General features: G+C 59.4%; 22 protein-coding genes. 7 read left to right on the forward strand and 15 right to left on the reverse strand.

Annotation, left to right across the window (positions count from 1 at the left end; genetic code table 11):
- Positions 1–204: 204 nt before the first annotated feature.
- The 5 genes from I554_RS0100890 (at position 205) to I554_RS0100910 (ending at position 5,128) form a co-directional block, all read left to right on the forward strand.
- The gene (locus I554_RS0100890; protein WP_024573726.1) at positions 205–1,107 is read left to right on the forward strand and encodes a LysR family transcriptional regulator; all 903 of its coding nucleotides are present in this window, start codon (positions 205–207) and stop codon (positions 1,105–1,107) included.
- A 283-nt stretch (positions 1,108–1,390) separates the two neighbouring features.
- Entirely contained in the window at positions 1,391–1,834 is a 444-nt protein-coding gene (locus tag I554_RS0100895; protein ID WP_029659832.1) for a PAS sensor domain-containing protein, read from the forward strand.
- 241 nt (positions 1,835–2,075) lie between these two features.
- Entirely contained in the window at positions 2,076–3,134 is a 1,059-nt protein-coding gene (locus tag I554_RS0100900) for an acyl-CoA dehydrogenase family protein (protein WP_024573724.1), read from the forward strand.
- Between the two features lie 18 nt (positions 3,135–3,152).
- Entirely contained in the window at positions 3,153–4,313 is a 1,161-nt protein-coding gene (locus I554_RS0100905; RefSeq protein WP_024573723.1) for an acyl-CoA dehydrogenase family protein, read from the forward strand.
- 29 nt (positions 4,314–4,342) lie between these two features.
- Entirely contained in the window at positions 4,343–5,128 is a 786-nt protein-coding gene (locus tag I554_RS0100910; protein WP_024573722.1) for an enoyl-CoA hydratase/isomerase family protein, read from the forward strand.
- Here I554_RS0100910 and I554_RS0100915 read toward each other — a convergent pair whose 3' ends face one another.
- The 3 genes from I554_RS0100915 to I554_RS0100925 all read right to left on the reverse strand — a co-directional run bounded on the left by I554_RS0100915 (position 5,129) and on the right by I554_RS0100925 (position 8,420).
- Positions 5,129–6,490, reverse strand: coding sequence for a carbohydrate porin (locus tag I554_RS0100915; protein ID WP_024573721.1), 1,362 nt, complete (start codon positions 6,488–6,490; stop codon positions 5,129–5,131).
- A gap of 11 nt (positions 6,491–6,501) precedes the next feature.
- On the reverse strand, positions 6,502–7,518 hold the full coding sequence (locus I554_RS0100920; RefSeq protein WP_051358653.1) for a CorA family divalent cation transporter: 1,017 nt from the start codon (positions 7,516–7,518) through the stop codon (positions 6,502–6,504).
- A gap of 128 nt (positions 7,519–7,646) precedes the next feature.
- The gene (locus I554_RS0100925; protein WP_024573719.1) at positions 7,647–8,420 is read right to left on the reverse strand and encodes an acetoacetate decarboxylase; all 774 of its coding nucleotides are present in this window, start codon (positions 8,418–8,420) and stop codon (positions 7,647–7,649) included.
- A gap of 223 nt (positions 8,421–8,643) precedes the next feature.
- Here I554_RS0100925 and I554_RS0100930 point away from each other — a divergent pair, with 223 nt between their 5' ends.
- Positions 8,644–9,804 (forward strand): patatin-like phospholipase family protein, encoded by a 1,161-nt coding sequence (locus I554_RS0100930; protein WP_024573718.1) that lies wholly within the window; start codon positions 8,644–8,646, stop codon positions 9,802–9,804.
- Positions 9,805–9,889: 85 nt separating this feature from the next.
- Here I554_RS0100930 and I554_RS0100935 read toward each other — a convergent pair whose 3' ends face one another.
- The 3 genes from I554_RS0100935 to I554_RS0100945 form a co-directional block, all read right to left on the reverse strand.
- Positions 9,890–11,518: an inorganic phosphate transporter gene (locus I554_RS0100935; RefSeq protein ID WP_024573717.1), complete on the reverse strand. Its 1,629-nt coding sequence runs from the start codon at positions 11,516–11,518 to the stop codon at positions 9,890–9,892.
- A gap of 171 nt (positions 11,519–11,689) precedes the next feature.
- Positions 11,690–13,069, reverse strand: a complete 1,380-nt coding sequence (locus tag I554_RS0100940) for a GumC family protein (protein WP_024573716.1) — start codon at positions 13,067–13,069, stop codon at positions 11,690–11,692.
- Between the two features lie 100 nt (positions 13,070–13,169).
- Positions 13,170–13,943, reverse strand: coding sequence for a ferredoxin--NADP reductase (locus I554_RS0100945; RefSeq protein ID WP_024573715.1), 774 nt, complete (start codon positions 13,941–13,943; stop codon positions 13,170–13,172).
- 172 nt (positions 13,944–14,115) lie between these two features.
- On the opposite strand from I554_RS0100945, the gene I554_RS0100950 reads away from it, so the two are divergent.
- Complete coding sequence (locus I554_RS0100950; protein ID WP_024573714.1) at positions 14,116–15,315, forward strand: amidohydrolase family protein; 1,200 nt, start codon at positions 14,116–14,118, stop codon at positions 15,313–15,315.
- Between the two features lie 11 nt (positions 15,316–15,326).
- Here I554_RS0100950 and I554_RS0100955 read toward each other — a convergent pair whose 3' ends face one another.
- From I554_RS0100955 to I554_RS0100995, 9 genes are all read right to left on the reverse strand, one after another.
- A complete protein-coding gene (locus tag I554_RS0100955) occupies positions 15,327–15,809 on the reverse strand; it encodes a MarR family winged helix-turn-helix transcriptional regulator (protein ID WP_024573713.1) in 483 nt (160 codons plus the stop codon).
- A 48-nt stretch (positions 15,810–15,857) separates the two neighbouring features.
- Positions 15,858–16,562 carry an ABC transporter ATP-binding protein gene (locus I554_RS0100960; protein ID WP_024573712.1) on the reverse strand — a complete coding sequence of 235 codons (705 nt, stop codon included), beginning with the start codon at positions 16,560–16,562 and terminating at the stop codon, positions 15,858–15,860.
- The gene (locus tag I554_RS0100965; RefSeq protein ID WP_024573711.1) at positions 16,559–17,350 is read right to left on the reverse strand and encodes an ABC transporter ATP-binding protein; all 792 of its coding nucleotides are present in this window, start codon (positions 17,348–17,350) and stop codon (positions 16,559–16,561) included. The genes I554_RS0100960 and I554_RS0100965 overlap by 4 nt, the downstream gene beginning before the upstream one ends.
- On the reverse strand, positions 17,347–19,233 hold the full coding sequence (locus I554_RS0100970) for an ABC transporter permease (RefSeq protein WP_024573710.1): 1,887 nt from the start codon (positions 19,231–19,233) through the stop codon (positions 17,347–17,349). Before I554_RS0100970 ends, I554_RS0100965 begins: the two co-directional genes overlap by 4 nt.
- Before the next feature lie 57 nt (positions 19,234–19,290).
- The gene (locus I554_RS0100975; protein ID WP_244432695.1) at positions 19,291–20,430 is read right to left on the reverse strand and encodes an ABC transporter substrate-binding protein; all 1,140 of its coding nucleotides are present in this window, start codon (positions 20,428–20,430) and stop codon (positions 19,291–19,293) included.
- A 199-nt stretch (positions 20,431–20,629) separates the two neighbouring features.
- Positions 20,630–21,214 (reverse strand): amino acid synthesis family protein, encoded by a 585-nt coding sequence (locus I554_RS0100980; protein WP_024573708.1) that lies wholly within the window; start codon positions 21,212–21,214, stop codon positions 20,630–20,632.
- On the reverse strand, positions 21,211–21,795 hold the full coding sequence (locus I554_RS0100985) for an amino acid synthesis family protein (RefSeq protein ID WP_024573707.1): 585 nt from the start codon (positions 21,793–21,795) through the stop codon (positions 21,211–21,213). The genes I554_RS0100980 and I554_RS0100985 overlap by 4 nt, the downstream gene beginning before the upstream one ends.
- On the reverse strand, positions 21,788–22,708 hold the full coding sequence (locus I554_RS0100990; RefSeq protein WP_024573706.1) for a UPF0280 family protein: 921 nt from the start codon (positions 22,706–22,708) through the stop codon (positions 21,788–21,790). Before I554_RS0100990 ends, I554_RS0100985 begins: the two co-directional genes overlap by 8 nt.
- Entirely contained in the window at positions 22,705–24,171 is a 1,467-nt protein-coding gene (locus tag I554_RS0100995; protein ID WP_024573705.1) for a hypothetical protein, read from the reverse strand. The genes I554_RS0100990 and I554_RS0100995 overlap by 4 nt, the downstream gene beginning before the upstream one ends.
- Between the last annotated feature and the right edge of the window lie 185 nt (positions 24,172–24,356).

The following is a 24,356-nucleotide window of genomic DNA, read 5'->3' on the forward strand; positions in this document are numbered from 1 at the left end:
GCGAGAGCGAAAGACCATCCTTGGCCGTTTACCGCCGCCCGCGAATGCAACGCATGCGAGGCATGCGTTCGCTCTCCCGGTTTGACAGCCTTGCGAGAGCCCTGCCCACCAAAGAGGGTTTGGTTTTTACGCCGTTTTTCATCCTTTTGACAATTGCTTGAGTTTATCCATTAATATCGGATTTTCTGATGCGAGAAAATGGCCATGGACACCGAACTGGCCCGGACTTTCCTCACCATCGTCGAAACCGGCAACTTCATCAGCGCCGCCGACCGGCTCCATGTCAGCCAGTCAACCGTCAGCACGCGCATCCATACGCTGGAAGAGCTTCTCGGCTGCGTTCTGTTTGTCCGCAACAAGGCCGGAACAACGCTGACGCCTGCCGGCCGTCAGTTTCAGCGGCACGCGACGGCACTGGTGCGAACGGTCGCCCAGGCACGTCATGATATCGGTATTCCTGACGGCTTCGGCGGAACACTCGTGATCGGCGGGCGGATCGGCTTGTGGGAAGAATTCCTGCTGGACTGGCTGCCGCTGATGCAAAAAGCAGCGCCTGCAATCTCCATCAGGGCCGAAAGCGGGCTCGAGCCGGAAATCATGCAAGGCCTCATCGAGGGCCGGATCGATATCGGCGTGATGTATACCCCGCAAAGCCGCCCCGGCCTGAAGGTCGAGCAACTGTTCGACGAGTGTCTTGTGATGGTATCGACGAGTGCGAAGAACGCGCCTGAACCACAAGCAGGATACATCTATGTCGACTGGGGTCCCGAATTCTACGCAAAGCACAGCGCATGCTTCCCGGGTTTCGGGGGGCCCGCGCTGACGGCCAACATCGGCTGGCTTGGATTGCAGCATCTCATGAAGAACGGTGGGTCCGGCTATTTTCCGATGCGGATCGTACGTCCGCATCTGGCATCGAAACGATTGCACATCGTGGCTGGCGCGCCCGAATTCTCCATGCCTGCCTATGCCGTTTATCCGATCGACAGCGGGCGCGACATCATCGCCGGCGCAATTGAGATCATGCACCGGCTGGCTGGCTCGGCGGCGAAAGGCAAGACTGCCACAAAGCCAGCCAAACGTGCCGCGCGTGCATCATCGCGCTGACCTTTGGTATTCAATGCAAGCCGATATATCTGTTTTTTCGATATGATCGGCCAGGATTTCTCGCTTGTCAGCAAGTGTGCCGCAACGAGGATAGCAGCTGTCTTACGACAAGCGATGGAGGAACGATGTATCAGACATCATCGGGCCAGGAGACTGAGCTCGCCGGCAAGATCCGGAAATGCATGGCCTCGCCATGCTGGTCACGTGATGCCGACACGGATCAGTCTTCGAGAGAAACTTTCAATAAGCCGGCACACGCGCCATCAGCACCAGACAAAACAATATGATTGCCGTTCCATCCGGTCTTGCCGACGCGTTACTGACATCCGCATCGGATGCCATCATCGCGACCGATCGTAACGGCACAGTCACGTTCTGGAATCCAGGCGCTGAGCGGATTTTCGGTTTCTCATCCGATGAAGCGATGGGACAGCCGCTCGATTTCATCATTCCCGAGAATCTCAGGGCGCGACACTGGGCTGGATACCGGCACACGATGGCGACGGGCGAGAGCCGCTATGGCGCAGGGGATCTGCTCTCGGTTCCAGCGCTTACCAAGAGCGGCCAACGCATCTCTGTCGAATTTACAATCGTCATGCTGCGCGATGCGCACGGCCTGCCCGACGGAACGGTCGCGGTTCTTCGCGATGTCACCCGGACCTTCACAGAGAAGCTCGCTTTGCGACGCGAGATTGCGGAGCTTCAGCGAGCGCCCCGGAGCGGGTGACCGGCCTCTGCTGCACTGTTTCTGAAAACCTGATCTGATTTGACACCGTTCGGAGCGAAAGGATACCGTTCCGGACGATGTCATTTCATCGCCAACAGCCGCTGGCTGGCATCCCAATCCGACGCTAGTTGCGTTGCAATAACAACGTCCCGGCCCAATGGCTGGGCAAATAAATGTGCAGGACGATGCTTGCTGACAATCAACGGCACCGGTTTTCAGAGCTGGTAAAAGGTATCTTAGCGTGACCGAAAACATTGTTGCGGAAACCGCCGAACGGATCTTTTCCGACCTCGCCGACGCCCAGAAAATCAACAACGCCATAAACGACAGCTGGAAAACACCGCTCTGGGTTGCACTCACCGACGCGGGACTGCCGCTGTCGTGGGTACCGGAAGACTGCGATGGTTCGGGTGCGAGCCTCGCCGATGGATTCAGTGTTGCGGGTTCGGCAGGCCGGTTTGCGGTTTCAATTCCGCTGGTCGAAACAATGCTCGCAGGTTGGCTGCTGGCTCAGGCCGGACTTCCCTCACCCGCCGGTAAAATGACCGTTGCCCCGGCGCGGCCGCAGGATCGCATCACAATCAACCCGGACGGCTCGCTCAGCGGACGGGTCCGCGCCGTGCCGTTCGCCTCCGAAGCGGCGCATATCGCGGTGACCGCGCAAGGCGCGAAGGGCTATTACATTGCAACGGTTGAAACCTCTGCCTGCCGGATCGAAGCTGGTGAGAGCCTCGGCAGCGACGCGTCGAACACCGTAACGTTCGATCACGTCAAACCGCTTTCGACAAGGCCCGCTCCGTCCGGTACGACGCCTGCGTCCTTGATGCTGATGGGCGCGACCGTGCGCAGCCTGCAAATCGCCGGTGCGCTGGAAACCATGCTCGACATCACGGTTCGCTATTCGAATGAGCGTATTGCATTCGAAAAGCAGATCTCGAAATTCCAGGCGGTGCAGCACAATCTCGCCCGACTTGCGGGCGAAGTCGCGGCCGCCGTCGCAGCGGCTGGATCGGCGGCCGACACCATTGCGAACAGTTCCTCCTTCGACGATGCCGTATTCCTCGAGGTCGCGTCTGCCAAGGTTCGCTGCGCGGAAGCCGCAGAGAAAGGCACAGCGATCGCGCATCAGGTGCACGGCGCTATCGGCTTCTCGATGGAGCATATCCTGCATCGCTACACGCTGCGTGCGCTGGGATGGCGCGACGATTTCGGCCACGAAAGTTACTGGGCAACTGAGCTCGGCAAGTTTGTCGCCGCGCGTGGCGCGGACGAATTGTGGCCGCTGGTCGCATCGCGCTGACAAGGGAAAACAAGGCACATGACCGCAGCGCTTCGTTTTGATCAAATTCGTCTGCCGGAAGAATGCGAAACACTCCGGCATGAGGTGCGCGCCTTTCTCGCCGAGGAAATCGCCGCTGGCACCTTCAATCCGCATGAGCCGCAACGCGAAGACACAGACGTACCAGAATTCAGTCGCCGGGTCGGTGAGCGCGGCTGGATCGGCATGACCTGGCCGAAAAAATATGGCGGCCACGAACGCACGTTCCTTGAGCGTTACGTCGTTACCGAAGAAATGCGTATTGCCAACGCGCCAACCCGCCGCTTCTTCGTAGCCGACCGCCAGAGCGGTCCGGTGTTGCTCAAATACGCCAACGAGCGAATCAAGATGGACATCGTGCCGCGCATCTGCCGCGGCGAAGTCTGTTTCGCCATCGGCATGAGCGAGCCCAACTCCGGCTCCGATCTGTTCGCGGCAAAGACGAAAGCCACCAAGACCGACGGCGGCTGGCTGATCAACGGGACGAAAATCTGGACCACTTCGGCGCACATGGCCGATTATATGCTGGCGATCTTTCGTACCTCGCCTCCCACGAAGGAGAACCGCCGCCACGGCCTGACGCAGTTCCTTGTCGATATGAAGACGCCCGGCATCACGGTCAATCCAATCGCACAGATCAGCGGGCTGAAGGAATTCAATGAGGTTGTATTTCAGGACGCCTTCATGCCGGACGATCACGTCCTCGGTGAAATCGATGGCGCATGGAAACAGGCAACCAGCGAGCTGGCGTATGAGCGCAGCGGGCCTGAACGGTTTCTTGAGACATATTATGTTCTGACCGAACTGGTGCGTGCGTTGGGGCCGAACCCCGACACGCGCGGTGCAGAAGGCATCGGCCGGCTTGTCGCGCAGCTTCACACCATGCGCCGCATGTCGGTCTCTGTTGCAGGTATGCTGCAGGCTGGGAAGGAACCGGTGGTCGAAGCGTCGATTGTCAAGGATATCGGCACGATCTGGGAGCAGCAGCTTCCGCATCGCGTGCGTGACCTGGCTGCCTTCATCGATACCGATGCGTCAAACCATCGGACCCTTGAAGATCAATTGGCCTTCGCCACCAAGATCGCTCCGAAATTGACCATCCAGGGCGGAACGACGGAAGTACTGCGCGGCATCATCGCGCGTGGACTTGGGTTGCGCTGAATCAGCAACGAATGAAAGAGGACTTTTCAATGAGCGGCTTTACCGACATCGGCGTGGAAAAACACGGACACGTTACGCTGATCGAGATTCGCCGGCCGCCGCTGAATTTCTTCGATTTGTCCCTGATACGCCAGATCGCCGATGCTATGGGGGAGATAGACAAGGATATGGACAGCCGCGCTGTTGTGCTTGCCTCGCAAGGCAAAGCTTTCTGCGCCGGCGCAAACTTCAACCGGCCAGCCGGATTTGACGGCGATGCCGCTTCAGGCGACGGGACGACCGGCGACCTTTATCTCGAGGCCGTTCGCATCTTCAGCAACAAGAAGCCGATCGTCGCCGCCGTCCAGGGCGCGGCTATCGGCGGCGGCTTGGGACTTGCCGTCTCGGCCGACTTCCGCGTCACCTGCCCCGAGGCACGTTTCGCTGCGAATTTCACCAAGCTTGGATTTCACCCCGGCTTCGGGCTGACTGTGACGCTGCCTGAGGTGATCGGGAAGAACAATGCGGCACTGATGTTCTATACCAGCCGCCGCGTGACCGGCGAAGAAGCGTTCAATATGGGACTCGCCAACGTACTGGTGCCGCAGGATCAGGTGCGTGCCGAAGCTTTCAAGCTCGCCAACGAGATCGCCGAGAACTCGCCGCTGGGATTGATGTCGACCCGCGCGACGATGCGCGCGGGGCTTGCGGACCGCGTCAAGGCACAGACCGACCACGAACTCGCCGAACAGACATGGCTGCGCGAAACCGAAGATTTCCAGGAAGGCATCAAGGCGACTGCCGAGCGGCGCGCGGGCAACTTCAAGGGGCGATAGCTAATAGTTGAAGGTGCTGCGCAGACCAAACACCGCGGCATCCTTGATGCGCTTTGTCTGTGTCGGGTCGTTGGGATCGACCACGCCTCCTCCTGGATGCAGGACGTACTGAAAAACCGGCTGGACCGTCCAGCCGGTTTGAATTTCCGCGACGTACGTCATCTCGAACACCGCTTCGAAATCACGAATCGGAAATGGCGCCCCGATGAATACCTGCACATCGCGATCAGCCGCACGCGCTGCATCGGAAATGCGGGCGTAAGTCATGCCGACGCCGAATTTGTCGTTGGGGCGCGCATCGCTAAAGCCAGTGAACTGGAATCCGCCATCGACGTAAAAATTGATCAGATTGCGGTCTGACGGGCTCATCGCCGTCCGGAGGAAAAAGCCGACTCCCTTGTCCGATCCCGGCGCTGCGCGCGAGAGCATTTGCTCGTAGACACCGAAAACTCCATGATTGCCGCGACGCTTCAGCGGAACACCCGAGCCCAGAGGGTCGGCTTGCAGAAAGCCGCCCATCGCGTATCGCATGTCGCCAAACTCGCCGAGGTGCTTCCAGGCACCGCCGGTCAGCGTGCCCGGCAGGCTATTTTCGCCAAGTTGAAACCCGTATTTGAGCTGTCCGATCATCCATGCCGGATCGGTGACGCGAAACAAAAGTCCGTGCGGATTTGCGATCTGTGGATCAACCAGCCTGTCGGGCGGCGCCGCATCGCCGTCGAAGATCGCCGCATAGGCCGTGATATTATCTGCCAGTTGGGCCTTGATGCGAACCCCCGGCACAGCCAGCGGGGGCGACGGCCCACCGCTTAGCAGATTGATGCCGGTGATCCCAGGCCACCCCAGCGCCGAGTTGGTGAAAATATCGTCGTACTTGCTGTCGATGAATTCGATATCGGATGCCTGCTGTCCGACACGAACCTGCACAGCACCGTTAAACAGTGACTGCTCGATCCATAACTCATACAGCCTCGTTGCGCGGAGTGCCTCGACGCCGCTGACCAGCATCAAGTTTCCGATATAGTCGCGCGACAGACCCTGACCATGAATCTGAAAGATGTTGGCGTGGAACTTGGCGCCGGTCCAGCCGACAGCTTTTTCGAGATCGATATCCGTGCCGAAATCGAAACGACCTGTATAAATCGAACCGCGCCGCATACCGCCGGATGCATTGCCGAACACCTCCGATATATAGGTCGCATTGAACTGGATTCCCCAGTCAGCCAGAATCTGGCGCGGGCTTTTCGCGACAGGCTCGTCTGGCGCTGCTTTCGGATCGGCCGCAGCAGCGCCTTGCAGCAATAACCCAAATATAATGCTGGCGGTTGCAATCGTCCGCAGCAGTGCGCAGGGGTACCGCACGGCGTTTCCAGTTATCTCAGAATACCAAGGCGCTTCATGATGAAGTATGCGAGCGCGGACGAAGAAATAATCAGGACACTGGCGGTTAAAAAACCGGTCTCAACGTCGGTTAATGGCAGTCCCTTGGTGTTCATCCCGAAAATGCCGGTGACCAGCGTCGGCGGCAGCAGCAGCGCTGTCAACACGGACAACAGGTGAATGCTTTTATTGGTCTGTTCCTCGATCTTGAGATGCAGTTCTTCCTGAAGAAGCCTGCTCCGCTCGCGCATTTCCACGACCACGTGGTCGAGCGCATCCAGCCGCTGCGCCAGCTTGCCGGCGCGCAGCCGCAATGCCGGTTTGAGTGCATCCGGCCCTTGCAGATCGAGACGTCGGAATATCAGGAGCAAGCCCGACAATTGACGATGCAGACGGACACAGGTTCGGCGCAAGCGACCCAAATCCCTGCGAAGGTCGGCCGTATCGTCGGAGAGTATCTTCTCCTCAATGCTGTCGAGGCTCGCGGCAACTCGTTCTGCAACACGCTCCATTGTCTCGGCTACATGTTCGACAATGGTTTCAAGCAGAGCAGCCGCGCTACCAATACGTTGCTGACCGCTTTCGAGGACCCGCCGTGTCGCATCGACGGCGCACAGTGCATGGTGACGACCGCTCAGCAGCAGCCGTTCCGTCATGACAAAATGAAGGTATCCGGTTTCCTCGGTGACGCGGTCGATGGCACGCACGAGATCGGAAAAGACACCGTAGATGCTGTCGTCAGCAGCATGGATCTGCTGAAAATTATCCCGCGACAGTAGCAGCGCCTTGCCGGCTTCGGGAACATCGAGATCAGCCGACGCCAGCCAGTGATGAGCACGCACATCGCCGAGATTGAAATGCAACCAGAGCAGCCCGTCACCGCGCAGATCGATTGGTTCGTCGACGTTCAGCGCTTCGGAATTTCCATCGGCATGAATCCGGAACGCCCACACCAGGCCTGGAATCTGTGCCGCATGCGGCGAATGCCCGACCGCGACACTCTCAGTCATCAACGCTTCTGCTTGCACAATGCGCCCCAACGCCCAAAACTTACGACGCCCCAGATGGTTGAAATTGAACCACCCGAATACCGATCCGATATGACGACAGGTTTGTTACAGGCGCATGTCAGCGCCGGTCATTCCGCCGCCTCGGCCAGATCGTCCGCTTCCTTGTTGTAGTCGTGTACGACACGCCCATAGGGCAGCGTCAGATCGGCCAGAAAGTGGTGTGCCCCGATCACGCGTCTGACCGGAAAATCGGCGACCGGTGCGTTGACATGCGGAATGAGATGCAGCCGTCCGGGCCCGATCCAGGAGCCCTTGACGTGGATGTCAGTCAGGTTGATCGCAACGAGCTGGCAGACTTCGGCGCGGCCATCGACACCGGGGATCAGCTTCAGATTGATCTGGGTCTTGGACAGCGCGGCGCGCGTGATCTCGCCGTTCCCCGCCATCGCCTCATGCTTGTACCCCATGGTGCCCATCGCCACCTGCTGACCGGAATACTCCAACGTACCGGTCAGCGTATCCTTCACGACCTCGAGCTTCGGATGCGCATATTTCTTCGGGAATCCCCAGATCTCGCGCCCCGCTGCAATCGGCGGATCGTCATCGAGATACATCTGCGAGACGAAGTTGACCTCTTCGCCGTTCAGACGCGCGGGAATGACCAGGCCAGACTCGGTGTAGCTGCCGAAGCCGGACGAGTCCGGCATCTTGATCCACTCATAGTGCACGATCGGACTGTCGATCGGCTCTAACGGTTCGGGAAGTCCGGCCCGGATCAGACCAGGATCGGTCTCATAGGTGATGACCAGAAATTCGCGGTCGACAAAGCGATATGGGCCGGCCGGATAACTCGGACCGGCGGCAGGCATCGAAGGCAATCTGAGAATCTCCGCTCTGCGCATGGAAGCGTTCCTTTTCAGTGCGCGGTCCAGCCGCCGTCAACAGCTAACGTCGGTCCTTGACATGATCGTGAGGAAATTCCTTCAGTCTGGTGACACCCCGCGTCTGCACGCCCATCCGCGGACAGCGGATTCCGCGATCAAAAGGACCACCTGTCACGACAGCGTCACCGCTCGTCTGAAATCTCCGTACCGGACTTCGAGACACGCATGGACAGGGAAAATCATGGACGCGCGAACACCAAAATCCGAAATTTCGGGATCGAAGAACTGGCGGCCCGATCGCTGCGATCGTGTGGCGCTCGTTCTTCAGGGTGGCGGCGCGCTCGGCGCTTATCAGGCCGGCGTGTATCAGGCCCTGCACGAAAGTGGCATGGAGCCAGACTGGGTTTGCGGCGTGTCGATCGGCGCGATCAATTCCGCCATTATTGCAGGTAACCCACCGGAGCGACGTCTCGAACGGCTGCGGATGTTTTGGGATCGCATCACCAGCCGCAAGGTCTGGCACTACACGCCGGACGGAGACATCTATCGCAAGGCCCGCAACCTGACGAGCTCGTTCCTGACGACGACCATGGGCCAGCCGGGCTTCTTCAAGCCGCACGACGTCAATCCATGGTTCAGCCCGACCGGGGCCAGGACAGCAACCAGCTATTATGACACTGCGCCGCTGCGGGCATCGCTGCTCGAACTCGTCGATTTCGACTTGATCAATTCACGCAAGATGCATTTCGCAGTCGGTGCGGTGAACGTCCTGACCGGAAATTTCTTGTACTTCGACAACAAGAAGGAAGTCATCGAACCTGAACACGTGATGGCCAGCGGCGCGTTGCCGCCTGCCCTGCCCATGGTGAAGATCGGCACCGATCACTTCTGGGATGGCGGCATCGTTTCAAATACGCCGCTGCAGCATCTGCTCGATCAGGAAGACAAGATGAACTCCCTGGTGTTCCAGGTTGACCTGTTCAATGCCCGTGGAGCCCTGCCGCGCGATATTCAGGAGGTCATGGCTAGGCACAAGGACATCATGTACTCGTCCCGCACGCGCTATAATACCGACGTCTACAAGCGCATGAACAATCTGAAGACCGACTTCTACAAGGCGCTGCTGAAGGTCCCCGAAGACAAGCTGACCGATCACGAGCGCGCACTGCGCGACCGCTTCGCGGACCTGCCCGAAATCACCATCCTGCAGATGATCTATCAGCAGAAGGCCTATGAGGGCGATTCCAAAGACCACGAATTCTCGGCCACCTCGATGCGCGAGCACTGGCTGAGCGGTCTGGAGGATACGCGCCGCACACTGAAGCGGCGCGAATGGCTGGCGATGCCGGAGGCCGGCATGGGCCTTGTCGTTCATGACGTGCACCGCGAGAAGGATTACTGAGCCTCCGCGCTCGCATCGCCGGACGGAAAAAAAAGCCCGCGCTCTTGCGCGGGCTTTTTATGTTGCCGCCGTTGCGGCAAGCTAATCAGAACAGGTGCGAGAACAGCACATAGAGACCAGCCGACAGGCAGATCGCCGCCGGCAGCGTCAGCACCCAGGCCATAAGCAGGTTGCGGATAGTGGCCATCTGCAAGCCCGAGCCGTTGGCCGCCATTGTTCCGGCGACGCCAGACGACAGCACGTGTGTCGTCGAGACGGGAAGGCCGAAAATGTCCGCCGCGCCGATCGTCCCCGCAGCAACGAGTTCAGCAGATGCACCCTGCGCGTAGGTCAGGTGCGTCTTGCCGATCTTCTCGCCGACGGTGATGACGATACGCTTCCAGCCGATCATGGTGCCGAGACCCAGCGCGATCGCGACCGCGATTTTCACCCAGGTCGGGATGAACTTCGTGGCGCTGTCGAGCGAGCCTTTATAGGCATTGAGGGTTGCGACCTCTTCCTTGTTGAGATCGTTTTCCTTGTCCTTCATCAGGAAGCGGATCGCCTCCGAAGTCAGGTACATGTCGTTGCGGGTGTTACCCACCGCCTCGGCAGGAACCTTGTTCAGCGTGCCGTACTTCTGCACCTGATCGCCGACGTCCTTCACGAGAACCGCCAGCGACGGATAGGTGCCTTCGTTGATCTTGTGCAGCGAAACATACTGAGTCACTACCGGGCGGGGATCGCCGATGATGCTATGACCGGCGCCCTTCGCAGCGATCACCTTTGACGCGGCTTCTGACGTCTGCTGAAACTTGATGACCTGCGATTCCGGCAAGGCGCGGTTCAGCGCGTAAGCGGTCGGCACAGTGCCGATCAGGATCAGCATGATCAGTCCCATGCCCTTCTGACCGTCGTTTGAGCCGTGCGCGAAGCTGACGCCGGTGCAGGTCGCGATGAGGATACCGCGAATCCACAGCGGCGGTGGCTTGTTGCCTTCCGGAGCAGCGTAAAGCGCCGGATTGCGAATAACGAACTTCAACACCAGCAACAGAAGTGCCGCCATGCAGAAGCCGAACAACGGCGAGAGCAACAGCGCGTAACCGATTTCCGTGGCCTTGGTCCAGTCGACACCCGAGGTACCATCGCGTCCACGCATGACCGCATTGGCGATACCAACACCGATGATCGAGCCGATCAGGGTGTGGGAGCTGGAAGCCGGAAGACCGAAGTACCAGGTGCCGAGATTCCAGACGATGGCCGCGATCAAGAGCGCGAACACCATGGCGAAACCGGCGCTGCTTCCGACCTGAAGAATGAGCTCAACCGGCAGCAGCGAGACGATGCCGAAAGCAACCGCTCCGCTCGACAGCAAAACGCCGAGAAAGTTGAAGAAGCCCGACCACATCACGGCAAATTCCGCCGGCAGCGAATGGGTGTAGATCACCGTTGCGACGGCGTTGGCGGTGTCGTGGAAGCCGTTGACGAATTCGAAGCCGAGCGCAATCAGCAGCGCAACAAATAGCAGAATGTAGGGAAGATAGGTCGTGACCTTGGTGCCGGTGGCGTCGATATCGACGTAAATGCTGTAGGCAACGAATATTGCACCCGCCGCGAGGATGCCAAAAAACAGGATCATTGTGAGTGGATTGAAGCCCTTGTCGAGATTGGGCCTGGAGGCCGGCTCGATGGGTTGCCCGTCGGCGATCCCGGAACTTAATGTAATGTCGCTCATCTCATACCCCTTATGAAACTCAGGGGTTCTTTTTGACCGGTTAGCTTGAAGGTTGGATGACACCTTTCATATCGGCACAGCGACGAGCGCAGATTTTCCGCAAATCGGCACATCTCCCTTGAATTTGCCAATGGCGTGCGACGAGACTTAGAGATCTTCCAGAAATAGTGGCTACCGCAGCGTAGCCGGTTCATTTTGCTTGTCCGCCAGTTCAAGCACCCAGGCCAGGCTTACGCCCAAACCCAGACCGAGCAGTACGCTGACGAATAGAACCCCGATGGGAAATATACGGCCTGACTCCGGAGATGCTGTTGCACGGCTCAATATCCGGGGGCTGGTGTTGTCCGGTCGCACCTGCTGAGATCTGGCCAGGATAGCCTGATACGCCGCACGGTTTGCTTCGACATCGCGCTCCAGCTCCTTGAGGCGTGCGCTCGCGTCGTGCGTTTTGCTCAGGTTTTGTTTTGACGCTTCGAGACGGTTCTTGAGTTGCGTCACCGTCGCGCGGGCACGTTCCAGATCGGCTGTGACGGACTGAGCCACGTCCTGAATTTCGCCTTCCAATAACCGCCTGGCTTCGGCTGCCTGCAGCCTCGCGATCACGCGGTCGGGATGGCGTGGCCCGAGCGTTTCGGACAGATCAATTTCCAGTCGTCTTGCCGCGACATAACGGCTTCTGAACGTCCCGATTGCCCCTCCCCTGATCGCATCCGGTATTCCGCCGCCATCCAGGATTTTCCGGGCACGCTGGAGCTGATTCACCGTCGAACGCAGACCGTTAACCTTGGCCTCAGCGGCAGCCACCTGCTCTGCAATCTGGCTCACCTGTTTCTCGGCGCCGGATTGCCCCGCAGCCACCATCGCCTGGCTATCATTGCGATATCTCTCATACCGCTGCTCGGCGTCTCGCAAGCGCGTCTGAAGTGTCTCCAGCCGTGCGCCGAGAGGCGCGACGTTGCCCGGCGTCGTTTCCACACCAACACGCCCCTGTGCCACATAGCTGTCCATCACTGCGTTGGCGATGCGCACTGAGGTTTCGCGATCCGGCGTAACGACCATGACGGTCACTGCATTCGAGTCTGGATTGCGGGCGGTGCTAACCGCACGATTCAACTGTCGCAATGCCATGGAATGCGGCTCAGCGGCGGGAACAACTCCAACACCGGCAAGAAGCGCGAAGAGAATCCCCTTCGACCTGCCGCCAAAAAGCGGATCGGTATCGAGCTTCTCTTTTGCGACAACCCTGTCGAGGACGCTGCGCGACGTCAGTGCGCTGATCTGGCTGTCCATGCCAACCCTGACAATGTCTGGGCTGACCGGCTGGCCGGCTGCAGCTTGCGCAGGCAGGTCGAGCAGAAGTTGCCCGGACGCAACATATTTGGGAGCCGATAGCAGTATCCAGGCAAGGCTGATCGCGGCACAAATGGCGGCTACCGCGCCGATAAACGCCGCCCTCCGGCGCAGCATCGTTGCGAAGCCGTGCACATCCAGGGCGGGGACCTGAATCCGGGACAGGTACGCATCGCGCCTGTCGTTTTCAGAAATCGCCATACAATGTCCCTACGCTACGCGTCTTGGGACGGGATAATCCGATAAATCAGCAGTCTTGGCGAGACCAATGCCCGTCTAAACGGCGCAAAAATGCCCCTCGTCAGCGCTCGACGAATGCCTTTTCGACGACAAATTCGCCGGGTTCGCCGTGATTGCCTTCGGCGAATCCCTTGGCGAGCAGTAACGTCCGCGTGTCCTGAAGCAGCGCTGGGCTGCCGCAGATCATGACACGGTCGTGTGCGGCCTCCAGCGGAGCGAGCCCGGCATCGCTGAACAACTTGCCCGACGTCATCAGATCGGTGATCCGGCCGCGATTGCGAAACGGATCGCGCGTCACCGTGGGATAGTAGATCAATTGGTTGCGAACCAGCTCGCCAATCAGATCGTCCTTGGGCAGCCGTTCGGTGATCATCTCGCCATATGCAAGCTCGGCGACACGGCGGCAGCCGTGCAGCAGCACCACCTTTTCGAAGCGATCGTAGGTTTCCGGGTCCTTGATGACGCTAAGGAACGGCGCAAGCCCCGTCCCGGTGCCAACCAGATAGAGATTCCGGCCACTCTTGAGATTGTCGATCACCAGCGTACCGGTGGCCTTGCGCCCAACAATAATCTGATCGCCTTCCTTCAGATGCTGAAGCCGCGAGGTCAGCGGACCGTCCGGCACCTTGATAGAAAAAAACTCCAGCCGGTCCTCGTAATTGGCGCTCGCAACGCTATAGGCGCGCAGCAGCGGCTTCTCACCGACCTTCAGGCCGATCATTGTGAATTCGCCGTTGCGGAATCGGAATGATGGATCGCGCGTCGTCGTGAAACTGAACAGCGTGTCGGTCCAGTGATGAACGCTGAGGACGCTTTCCTGATTGAAATTGCTCATCTCGCTTGATCCGGTGTACGGGGCAACGACGGGGAAAAATCAGAAACGCGGAGACAGATTGCCTCGCCAATTCATTTGTGTACTAATGAATAATCCAGCTTGATACCGCCGTCAAGCCGCGCTCAAGTTGGAGCCGACCCGCTGAAAAAGCATTGCACGGAAGGAAAAATCCATGGCCAACGATGCGCCCCAGGACACCACCGGCCCGATCAAACTGGTGATCAGGAATATCGGTCTGATCCTGAGCGGAGCCATGGAGCAGCCGATCCTGGACGCCGACACCATCGTCGCGGAGAACGGCAAGATTACCGCGATCGGGCGGGCCAAGGACATCGACGCCGAGGGCGCGACCACTGTCATCGACGCCAACGGAACGACGGTCACCCCCGGCCTGATCGACAGCCACGTCCACCCTGTCGCCGGCGACTGGACCCCGCGGCAGAACCAGATCGGCTGGATCGACAGCTTTCTGAACGGCGGCGTCACCACCATGATCTCGGCCGGCGAGGTGCACATGCCCGGCCGTCCGCGCGACGTGGTTGGCGTCAAGGCGATGGCGATCTTCGCTCAGCGTGCGTTCGACAATCTGCGCCCCGGCGGCGTCAAGGTTCATGCCGGGGCACCGGTGATCGAACCCGGGATGACAGAAGAGGATTTCAAGGAATTGGCGGCAGCCGGCGTCAGGCTGCTCGGAGAAGTCGGTCTCGGCGGCGTCAAGGATGGCCCGACCGCGCGCAAGATGGTGGCATGGGCACGCAAATACGGGATCCAAAGCACGATCCACACCGGCGGCCCGTCGATTCCCGGATCCGGCCTGATTGACGCAGACGTGGTGCTTGAAGCCGACACCGACGTTGTCGGCCACATCAACGGCGGCCATACAGCCCTCCCCGACAGCCAGATCCGATGCATCTGCGAAGGCTGCAAGCGGGGCCTTGAACTGGTTCATAATGGCAACGAACGCTCAGCCCTTTACACCCTGCGCATAGCCCGCGAGATGAAGGAGCTGAACCGTGTCATTCTCGGCACGGACGCTCCCGCAGGTTCAGGCGTGCAGCCACTCGGCATTCTGCGCATGGTATCGCTGCTGTCGTCACTTGGCGATGTACCGGCGGAAATCGCATTCTGTTTTGCCACCGGCAACACCGCGCGGATGCGCGCGCTCGACTGCGGCATGATTGAAGTTGGGCGCGCCGCAGACTTCGTTATCATGGACAAGGCCCAGCATTCCGCCGGCAAGAACATTCTGGACAGCGTTCAGCTTGGCGATCTGCCCGGCATCGGCATGACGATCATCGATGGCATTGTCCGCACGCATCGCAGCCGCAACACACCGCCTGCAACAAAAGTGCCGGAGATCGTCGCGCACTAGTCAGCGGGACATCATCGCAGCTTGTTCAGAAGCGCAACGAAGATTTCACGCTCCTTCGCATCGAGCGGCGCAAGGGTTTCCTTTGAGATCGCCAGTGCATTTGGAGCGGCTTTGTCTGCCAACGCCTGTCCCGCCCGCGTCAGGCTGACGAGAAGCCGGCGGCCATCCTGCGGGTCCGAGCTGGTTTCTGTTAGCCCACGGGCAGTCAGTCGATCGATCACGCCCTTGATAGTGGCAACGTCCATCGCGGTGAGGCGTCCAAGCTGGTTCTGTGAACATGGGCCGGTTTCGGTCAGCTTCGCCAAAGCCGCCCATTGCGTCGGCGTAAGGTTGATGCCGATTTCCCTTGCGAAGATCGCCGCGTGACGCTGCCAGACCTGACGCAAGACGAAGCCGATCTGATCCTCAAGCACATAGGGCTGCTTCTTCGGACTTCTCCTCGGAGGAGCACCCTTGGTCGGCGCGGCAATCTTGTTCTGAGCGGCCTTGGCCATTCCGTTCCCCTCATCCTGTCTTCATCCGGCAGATACTGATCGCAAGAATCACACCGCCAGATGGGCGTCACGTATGTCTGGACGCGCCTCAAGTTCGCTCATGGTGCCGCTGAAGCAAATTCGCCCGCGCTCGATGATATAGGCGCGGTCGGAAATCAGGTTGGCGAAATGAAGATTCTGTTCGGACACAACGATGCTGACGCCCTCTTTCTTCATCGCAAGAATGGCGCCTACCATCTGCTCGACGATCTTCGGCGACAATCCTTCCGAGGGCTCGTCAAGCAGGACCAGGGATGGATTTCCCATCAAAGTCCGGGCAATGGTCAGCATCTGCTGTTCGCCGCCGCTCATGCGTCCACCCATCCGGCCGCGCATCTCGCCGAGATTCGGAAACAGCGTGAACAGCTTTTCGCGGGTCCACTGCGGAGCATTCTGGCGCGGCGGTTGACGGCCAACCTCCAGATTCTCTTCCACCGTGAGATCGGTGAATATACGGCGCTCCTCCGGCACATAACCGAGCCCCCCACGCACAATGGCATGGGTCGGTTGAGCCGAAACATCCTTTCCCTCGAACACGATCTGACCTTCACGCTGTTCGACTAAGCCGACGATCGACCGGAACGTAGTCGACTTCCCCGCTCCGTTGCGGCCCAGAAGCGCCACGACCTCTCCATCGCCGACCTCAAGGGCGACATCGAACAGGATGTGAGCCGGGCCGTAGTAGCTGTTGAGTCTCTGAACCGAGAGCTTCATGCGGGCGTTCCCTCCCGGTGACGCGCATCGTAAACCAGCCCCTCGCCGAGATAGATCGCTCGGACTTGGGGATTTCGCCGAACTTCCTCTGGCGTCCCCTCCGCGATCAGTGAGCCCCGATTGAGTACAAGGATGCGATCGGCGTGCTCGAACACCACATCCATGTCGTGCTCGGTGAACAGAACACCGATCGATTTCTCGCGGGCGATGCGCGCGGTCAACCGCATCAGTTCGACGCGCTCGCGTGGCGCCATGCCGGCCGTCGGTTCATCCATCAAAAGGAGTTTGGGCTGATTGGCGAGTGCGATCGCGAGTTCGAGGCGCTTGAGGTCGCCATAGGCAAGTTCGCCGCACGGGCGCTCTGCGTAGCCGCTCATGCCAACAAGGTCGAGCAGCCGGTTTGCTTCGGCGCACTCAAAGCCTGGCGTGGAACGCCACATGTTGAAGAGCTGCGCGTTGTAAGAGATCAGCGGAACCTGGACGTTCTCGCGCACCGTCATGGTGGGGAACGTAGCGGTGATCTGGAATGTGCGGCCGACGCCAAGCCGCCAGATCGCACGCGGCTTCTTTCCAGTCGTGTCATTACCCAACAGATTGATCCGGCCACTGTCCGGAACATTCTGGCCATTGAGCATGTCAAAGCATGTGCTTTTGCCGGCTCCGTTGGGTCCGATCAGCGCAAGAATTTCGCCGGCCGCAAGGGAAAACGACACGCCGCGCACCGCATGAACGCCGCCATACGATTTGGTCAAGCCTTCGACTGACAGAAGTTTAGGTGCAGCACTCATTCGGCGCTCTCGATTCTTGACGCCAGAATGGCAGGTTTCGATGCACGTGAGTGACGCCGCGCTCGAACTGTTTCCAGCATACCGACGATACCCTTCGGAAACGCGACCACGATCAGCACAATGACCGCGCCAAGCACGAGCTTGGACCAATCCGTCTGACTGACCAGCCAGATGTTCAGTGCCTTGAAGACAATCGCACCCACCACTGCACCGGAGACCGTCTCGACACCGCCCAGGAGCACCATCACCAATGCATCGACCGACAGCGAGATGCCAAGGCTGTCGGGAAATACGCTACCCTTGAGGTATGCAAACAATGCACCTCCGATACCGGCGACGGTGCCTGCAATCACAAACGCAGTCCATTGAATACGCTTGCCGTCGATGCCGATGGCTTCGCTGCGCAAAGCGGAATCGCGGGTCGCACGCAACGCATAACCGAACGGCGAAAACACGATGATGCGAAGCAGCACCACCGCAAATGTCGCGATGCCGAGCGACAGCCAGTAAAAATGAACCGGCCCCGCCGCCCATGCATCAGGCCAGACGCCCAGAATTCCGTTATCTCCGCCTGTCACCCCAACCCACTGGAACGCGATCGACCAGACGATCTGGGCGAAGGCCAGCGTCAGCATCGCGAAATAGACGCCTGAAAGCTGAACTGCGAAAAATCCGAAAATGGCGGCTCCGATCAGTCCAAACAGAGGCCCCAGCAGCAGACACACGATCATCGGCAGGCCCACAGCCTTGGCGAAGAAGGCAATACCATAGGCTCCGAGACCGAAATACGCCGCATGCCCGAACGATGCGAGTCCGCCGACCGACATCAGGAAGTGCAGGCTCGCCGCGAAGATCACGTAGATCGCTATCTCCGCACCGACCGTAAGGGCGTAGTTGCCGCCGAACACCGGAAGCGCCGCCGCAACAATCAGTACGGCCAGCACCGCGAGACGTTCGTTCATGGTCAGCGGCCGCCATGGCCGAACGGTGAGGCCCGGCGTCTTCCGCGCGACTGCTTCGGGTTTGCCAAATAGACCCCAGGGCCGAACGATCAGGACCGCCGCCATCACGAGGAATACGAGAATAATCGAGATCTTCGGGAATATCAGAATGCCGAACGCATTGAGCTCGGAAACCAGCACGGCCGCGACGAATGCACCGGTGATGCTGCCGAGGCCACCAATCACGACCACGACGAAAACATCCACGATGATCCGCAGATCCATCGCATGATGAACGGCGTCGCGCGGAATTTGCAGCGCGCCGCCAAGCGCGGCCAGGAACACACCAAGCGCAAAGACGCTGGTGAACAACCACTTCTGATTGACGCCCAGCGCGGCCACCATGTCGCGATCCTGCGTCGCCGCGCGGACCAGAACGCCCCAGCGCGTGCGGCGGAACAGCAGCCACAGTGCACCCAGAACGGCGGGGCCGAGCCCGATCAGGAACAGATCATAGGAAGGGATATTCTGCCCGAAGAAGTCGACAGCGCCCCGGAAGCCGGGAGCGCGGCGGCCCACAAGGTCATCCGGGCCCCAGATCAGAACCACGATATCCTGGACCATCAATGTCAGGCCAAAGGTGGCAAGAAGCTGAAAGAGTTCCGGCGACTTATAGATCCGCCGCAGCAACACCATTTCGACCAGCACGCCTAGGACCGCAACGACCAGCGCCGCAACGACAATGCCACCCCAGAATCCGAGCGCGCCGGACAGCCGCTCTGTCAGGGTAAACGCGACATACGCGCCCAACATGTAGAATGCGCCGTGCGCAAAATTAACTATCCGGGTGACGCCGAAAATAATCGACAGTCCCGAGGCAACCAGAAACAGCGACGCCGCGCTCGCAAGGCCGGTCAGGAATTGAACAAAGTAGAAGCTCATATGCGATCCACGGCTGGAAAATGCCGCGGGCGCATCGCGCGCCCGCGGTCGCTAAACTCAGTCTTTCGGACGTAACTTCTCGACTTCTGCATCGCTCGGCAGGAAATCCTCGCCCTTGCGATAAGCGCTATCCACCATCACGCCCTTGCCGTCCTTGAGCGCTGTCTTGCCGACATAGGCGCCGAGGGTGGATTGATGATCGATCTTGCGGAAGGTGATCTGACCGAACGGAGACGGCATCGACAATCCTTCCGCCGCAGCGATCATCTTCTCAGGATCGGTCGAATTCGCCTTGATAAGAATTGCCGCCGCAGCCTTGATCGTCTGATAACCGACGATGGAGCCAAGTCTCGGATAATCGTTGAACTTACCCTGATACGCCTTCAGGAAGGCATCGTGCTCCGGCGTCTTGATGCTGTACCAGGGATAGCCGGTGACAATCCAACCTGACGGTGTTTCTTCCTTCAGCGGGTCGAGATATTCCGGCTCACCGGTAAGGAAACTCACCACCGCCCGGTCCTTGAACAGACCGCGCGTGTTGCCCTCGCGGACGAATTTGACGAGATCCGCGCCGAAAGTCACATTGAGGATGGCTTCAGGATTGGAATTCGCAAGCGCCTGAACGATCGGACCTGCATCGATCTTGCCCTGCGGCGGCCACTGTTCATCTACCCACTGAATGTCGGGCCGTTTCTCGGACAGCAGCTTCTTGAAGACCGCAACCGCCGACTGACCATACTCGTAGTTGGGTGCGATGGTCGCCCAGCGCTTGGCGGGCAACTTTGCCGCTTCCTCCACCAGCATCGCAGCCTGCATGTAGTTCGATGGGCGCAGGCGGAATGTGTAACGATTTCCCTTCGACCAGGTGATCGCGTCGGTCAGAGGTTCCGCCGCAAGGAAGAACACCTTTTTCTGCTTGGCGAAATCGCTCACCGCGAGACCAATGTTGGACAGGAACGTGCCAGTCAGCATCACCACGTTCTCATTCGAAACCAGTTCGTTGGCGGCAGTCTGAGCATCGGCCGGTTTGCCGCTATCGTCCTTGGAGACGACAACGAGCTTCTTGCCGTTGATACCGCCCGCGGCGTTGATTTCCTCGACAGCGAGCTGCCAGCCCTTGCGATAGGGCTCGGTGAAAGCAGGTAGCAGCGAGTAACTGTTGATTTCGCCGATCTTGATTTCGCCGCTCTGCGCCATGGCAGCTGTCGCCAGTGCCGAGCCAGCCAAACCGAGACTCGCGGCAAGCCCGAACCCGGACAGACTGCCGAAAAGACGTTTTCTTCGTTGCATCCCAACCTCCATTGTTGCCAGGACCCGCGTCCCGTTCACTTCCCGTCCGCTCCTTATCCCGGTGGAGCGGTTCGGCCTTTCTTTCGCATCAAGCGCAAACAGACCGCTAGCGCAATCCGTCCTCGCCCTTGACCTCTCCAATGGTCAGACCGCCGACTCGTGGCAACGGCCGCCCACTGTCGGTCACGGCAACTGCCACCATGATTTCGTTCGCCCGGGGTGCATCATTGATCTGCACTTCCATCCCGTCGAAATGACTCCGCACGAACGCCGCATCCTTGTGGCCAAGGGGAATGTCGAGCACTGTTCCCAATCCGCCGCGCTTTTTGGAGGATGGAATCAGCGCAGCCCCCTTGCCTAATACCTTGCGCACCGGCGCTCCCATCTTCGGATGCAAAATCGCTGCCGCGTGCTCCAGTTCGCCATTCTCGCCGACGGCCGCCGCCTTGCCGTAGCTTTGCGCTTTGCCACCTTCGATACCGAGCGCTGCAACCGCCTTTAAGGCGAGCAGTTCGCCAAGTTCCTCGCCAATTGAGATCAATGGCGACAGGTCATCGACAAACCTGCCAGCAAACGGATTGTCGATGACTGCGACAGCGGCAGCGCGACGGGTCGGCGGCGAGACATCGCGCCCGCCCTCCATCAGCGTCTCCTCGACCACCGTGACGATCTTGCGAATGACGGCGCTCATCGTAGCCCATCCTCTCCCTTGATCTCATTTGCCTTGAGACCGCCGACCCTGGCGTGAATGCGCGAGCCCGTGGTCATGACAAGCGCGAGAAGTAATTCGCCCGCGCGGGGCGCGTCCGGAATGCCGACCTCCATGGCGTCGAAATGCGAGCGTACATAAGACGCGCTGATATGCGTCACCGGAACATCGAGCCGCGCACCCGGACCGCCAACCTTCTTGGCAGACGGTACAATGGCCTTGGCCTCGCCAAGAATCTCGCGCATCGCGTAGCCGCCGGGCACATGCCACAATGCGCCATGCTCGAGTTCACCCAACGCACCAACAACCGCACCTTTGCCATAGCCTTGTATCGCGTTCGGGTCTCCGCCAAGCGCCTTGAGCAAGGAACTCGCCATTGCAACACCGAGCGGCGTCAAATCATCCATGAATCCTGCGATATCCTCGACATAACGTCCGGCGAACGGATTGCGGATCACACACAGGATAGCCCCACGGCGTAACGGCTGCGCCGCCGGCTTCCCGCCTTCGTGGAAAATCTCCTCAATCACGGTGGCGCGCTTACGGATCACGACCTCAGACATACGGCAAACTTTCAGTTCCGGTTCGGGCGGCTACATACGGCGGAGGTCGCCGCGCAACACCATCAATATTCTTCAGTGCAACAACGCGTGTTTCGCCTTGCAGATGCAACGCCGCGCCATCGATCAATCCGGCTTCCAAGAGTAAAAAGGCGGTATCGGCCCCAAAATCCAACGCTGCCGCAATGTCGTTCAATGAAAGTTCATCGACCTCGCGAGTGACCAAACGAGCACCGAGATCGCTATCGGGCTGAATTTCGTTTGCCGGACACCGGACGATGGCGGGATGTTCCGGCAAATCAACCGCATTGGCTATAATGGTTGCCGCAGCATCGGCCTGCGCGGCTGTTTGCGCCAGAACCGTCACTGCGTCGGCTATCCCGAGCGAAAAGCTGCGGCCACGCCATCCACTGGTCGCGATGCCGCGCATCTTATCATCCGCTGCAATCCGAGTTTTCCCGATCAAATTTGGTTTGTCAGGGCGGTCAACGAGGCCAATCGTGAAATGCTGGCCATTGCCGAGATGCAGCGCAATGTCACCGCCGTTGTTGACATAAGCACGATCGAGATCAGCGGCCTTCAACATCGCCCCGAGAATTTCCTCAGCGACGGCGCCGGCGACGGCGGCCATCGGCGTAACAAAATGATCGGCCGCGAATGGAGCAACCGCATCATACATCCGGCGCGCGACATCTCCCCTCAGCAAACTGGCTGGAGGCTGTGCCTGCTTACGCAGTTCCGATAATTCGCCACAGAGTTCGTCAAGAAGACCGGTGAAACGGTCTAGGGCAGCCTGGTACGCGGCACTGACGTTCGCCGCAGTTCCACGCGCCTCCACAATCAGATCGATCGGGCCGTCATGCAGGTGAATCCGCCTACGGTCCGCGAGCCATCCGATTTGTGGGAGGCGTTTCATTTGCGCGATCTCGGCTCGGAAAGTTGTTTCGGCAACTGGCGGACTTCCGTATTGTTCTTCAATGACGCCAATGGCCGCACATGATCCATGTGACCACCGAGTGCTGCGTAGTCCGACAATCGCAGGGTGAACTCGATCGGCGCGACCAGCGCGGGTGTCGGCACATAGCCGAAGGCTCCTTCCGGCATCAGCGTCACATCAACCATGAATGTGATGCCCCCACCTGGCCAAACATAGACCGGCGCGCCGCCACAGGTCACCGACGTCAACGCGTCCTTGACCGACCGTGTCAGCCGGACCGGGTTGTCCGTCACACCCGCCCGGAGCGAGCCGCCAGCGCCGCCCATGAACAGCACGGTGCACAGCGCGGGCTCACAATTCTCCTGAATCCGCTCGACGGACAGCTTGAGATCGGCAGGCATTTCCTTCTCGACCGGCTTCAGCGCCTCATCGAGCTCGAAATACGCAGCATGCTCGCCGGTCGTACTCACCATCATTATCCGCAGACCGGGTCGTGCGGTCTTGGGATCAAACGGACCGAGTACCGACAAGGGATCGGAAATATTCGTACCGCCCCAGCCAATACCGGGTTCAGCGACCTGAAAATAGCGTCCGGGCGTCGAGCGCCGCCCCTTCAGTTTGATCCCGGTCTCGGGAATATCGAGCAACTTGCCAGCCTGATGTTCCGACAGCACGCCGGTGATGTGATCGTCCACCACGACAACTTCATCGACCTTGCCGTGCCACTGCTTCGCGAACATCCCGATGGTCGCCGAACCGCAGCCAACCCTCATCCGCTCTTCCGGAACGCCATTGACGATTGGCGGGTAGCCGGCTTGCACCACTACAGTTGCACCACCGTCGATCGTCATCTCGACAGGCTTGCCGTTGGACAAATCCATCAGCGCGTCACAGGTAACCCGGCCTTCCTTCTTGGAACCGCCCGTCAGGTGGTGAACACCGCCGAGCGACAGCATCTGCGAACCGTACTCGCCGGTCGTGACATGCCCCACCGCCTCGCCCTGTACACGCACTGTCGCGGTTTCAGGGCCGAGATAACGGTCGGTGTCGATCTTCACCTTGACGCCGCAATAGCTGAAGATTCCCTCGGTCACCACCGTGACCATATCGACGCCATCGACCTCGGAAGAAACAATAAACGGCGCGGGCTTGTAGTCCGGATAGGTTGTGCCAGCGCCGATCGCCGTCACAAAGACACCCGGCTCGTGAACGATCTTGCCATCCCAATCGCCACCGGCCTGAAACGGAACAAGCCGCCCGCCATGGGACACCGTGCGTTCCAGCACCACATGCGGATCGACACGAACAAGTTCGCCATTGTTGTTGGCATACCGATCACACGCCCCTGCAGCGCCCGGCTTGATGTAGCACATCACCGGACATGCATCGCAGCGGATCTTGTCCGAACTGCCGGTAGTGACGGGGTTTGTTTCAGTCAGCATGACCAAACTCGAGTCCGAGCCAAACTGAACTGACGAGCGGCGCTGACGCCGCGAGGATAAAATTCCGTCCGTCCACATCCGGCATTTTGTTCGTATACGAACGATGGTGCGCGCAGACCAGAAACCTGTCAAGCGCCGCCGCGTGCGAAATCCCGGACTGCCGAATAAAAACTCAATTGCCTACC

Source organism: Afipia sp. OHSU_II-C1 (assembly GCF_000497575.1).
Taxonomy (GTDB): Bacteria; Pseudomonadota; Alphaproteobacteria; order Rhizobiales; family Xanthobacteraceae; genus Afipia.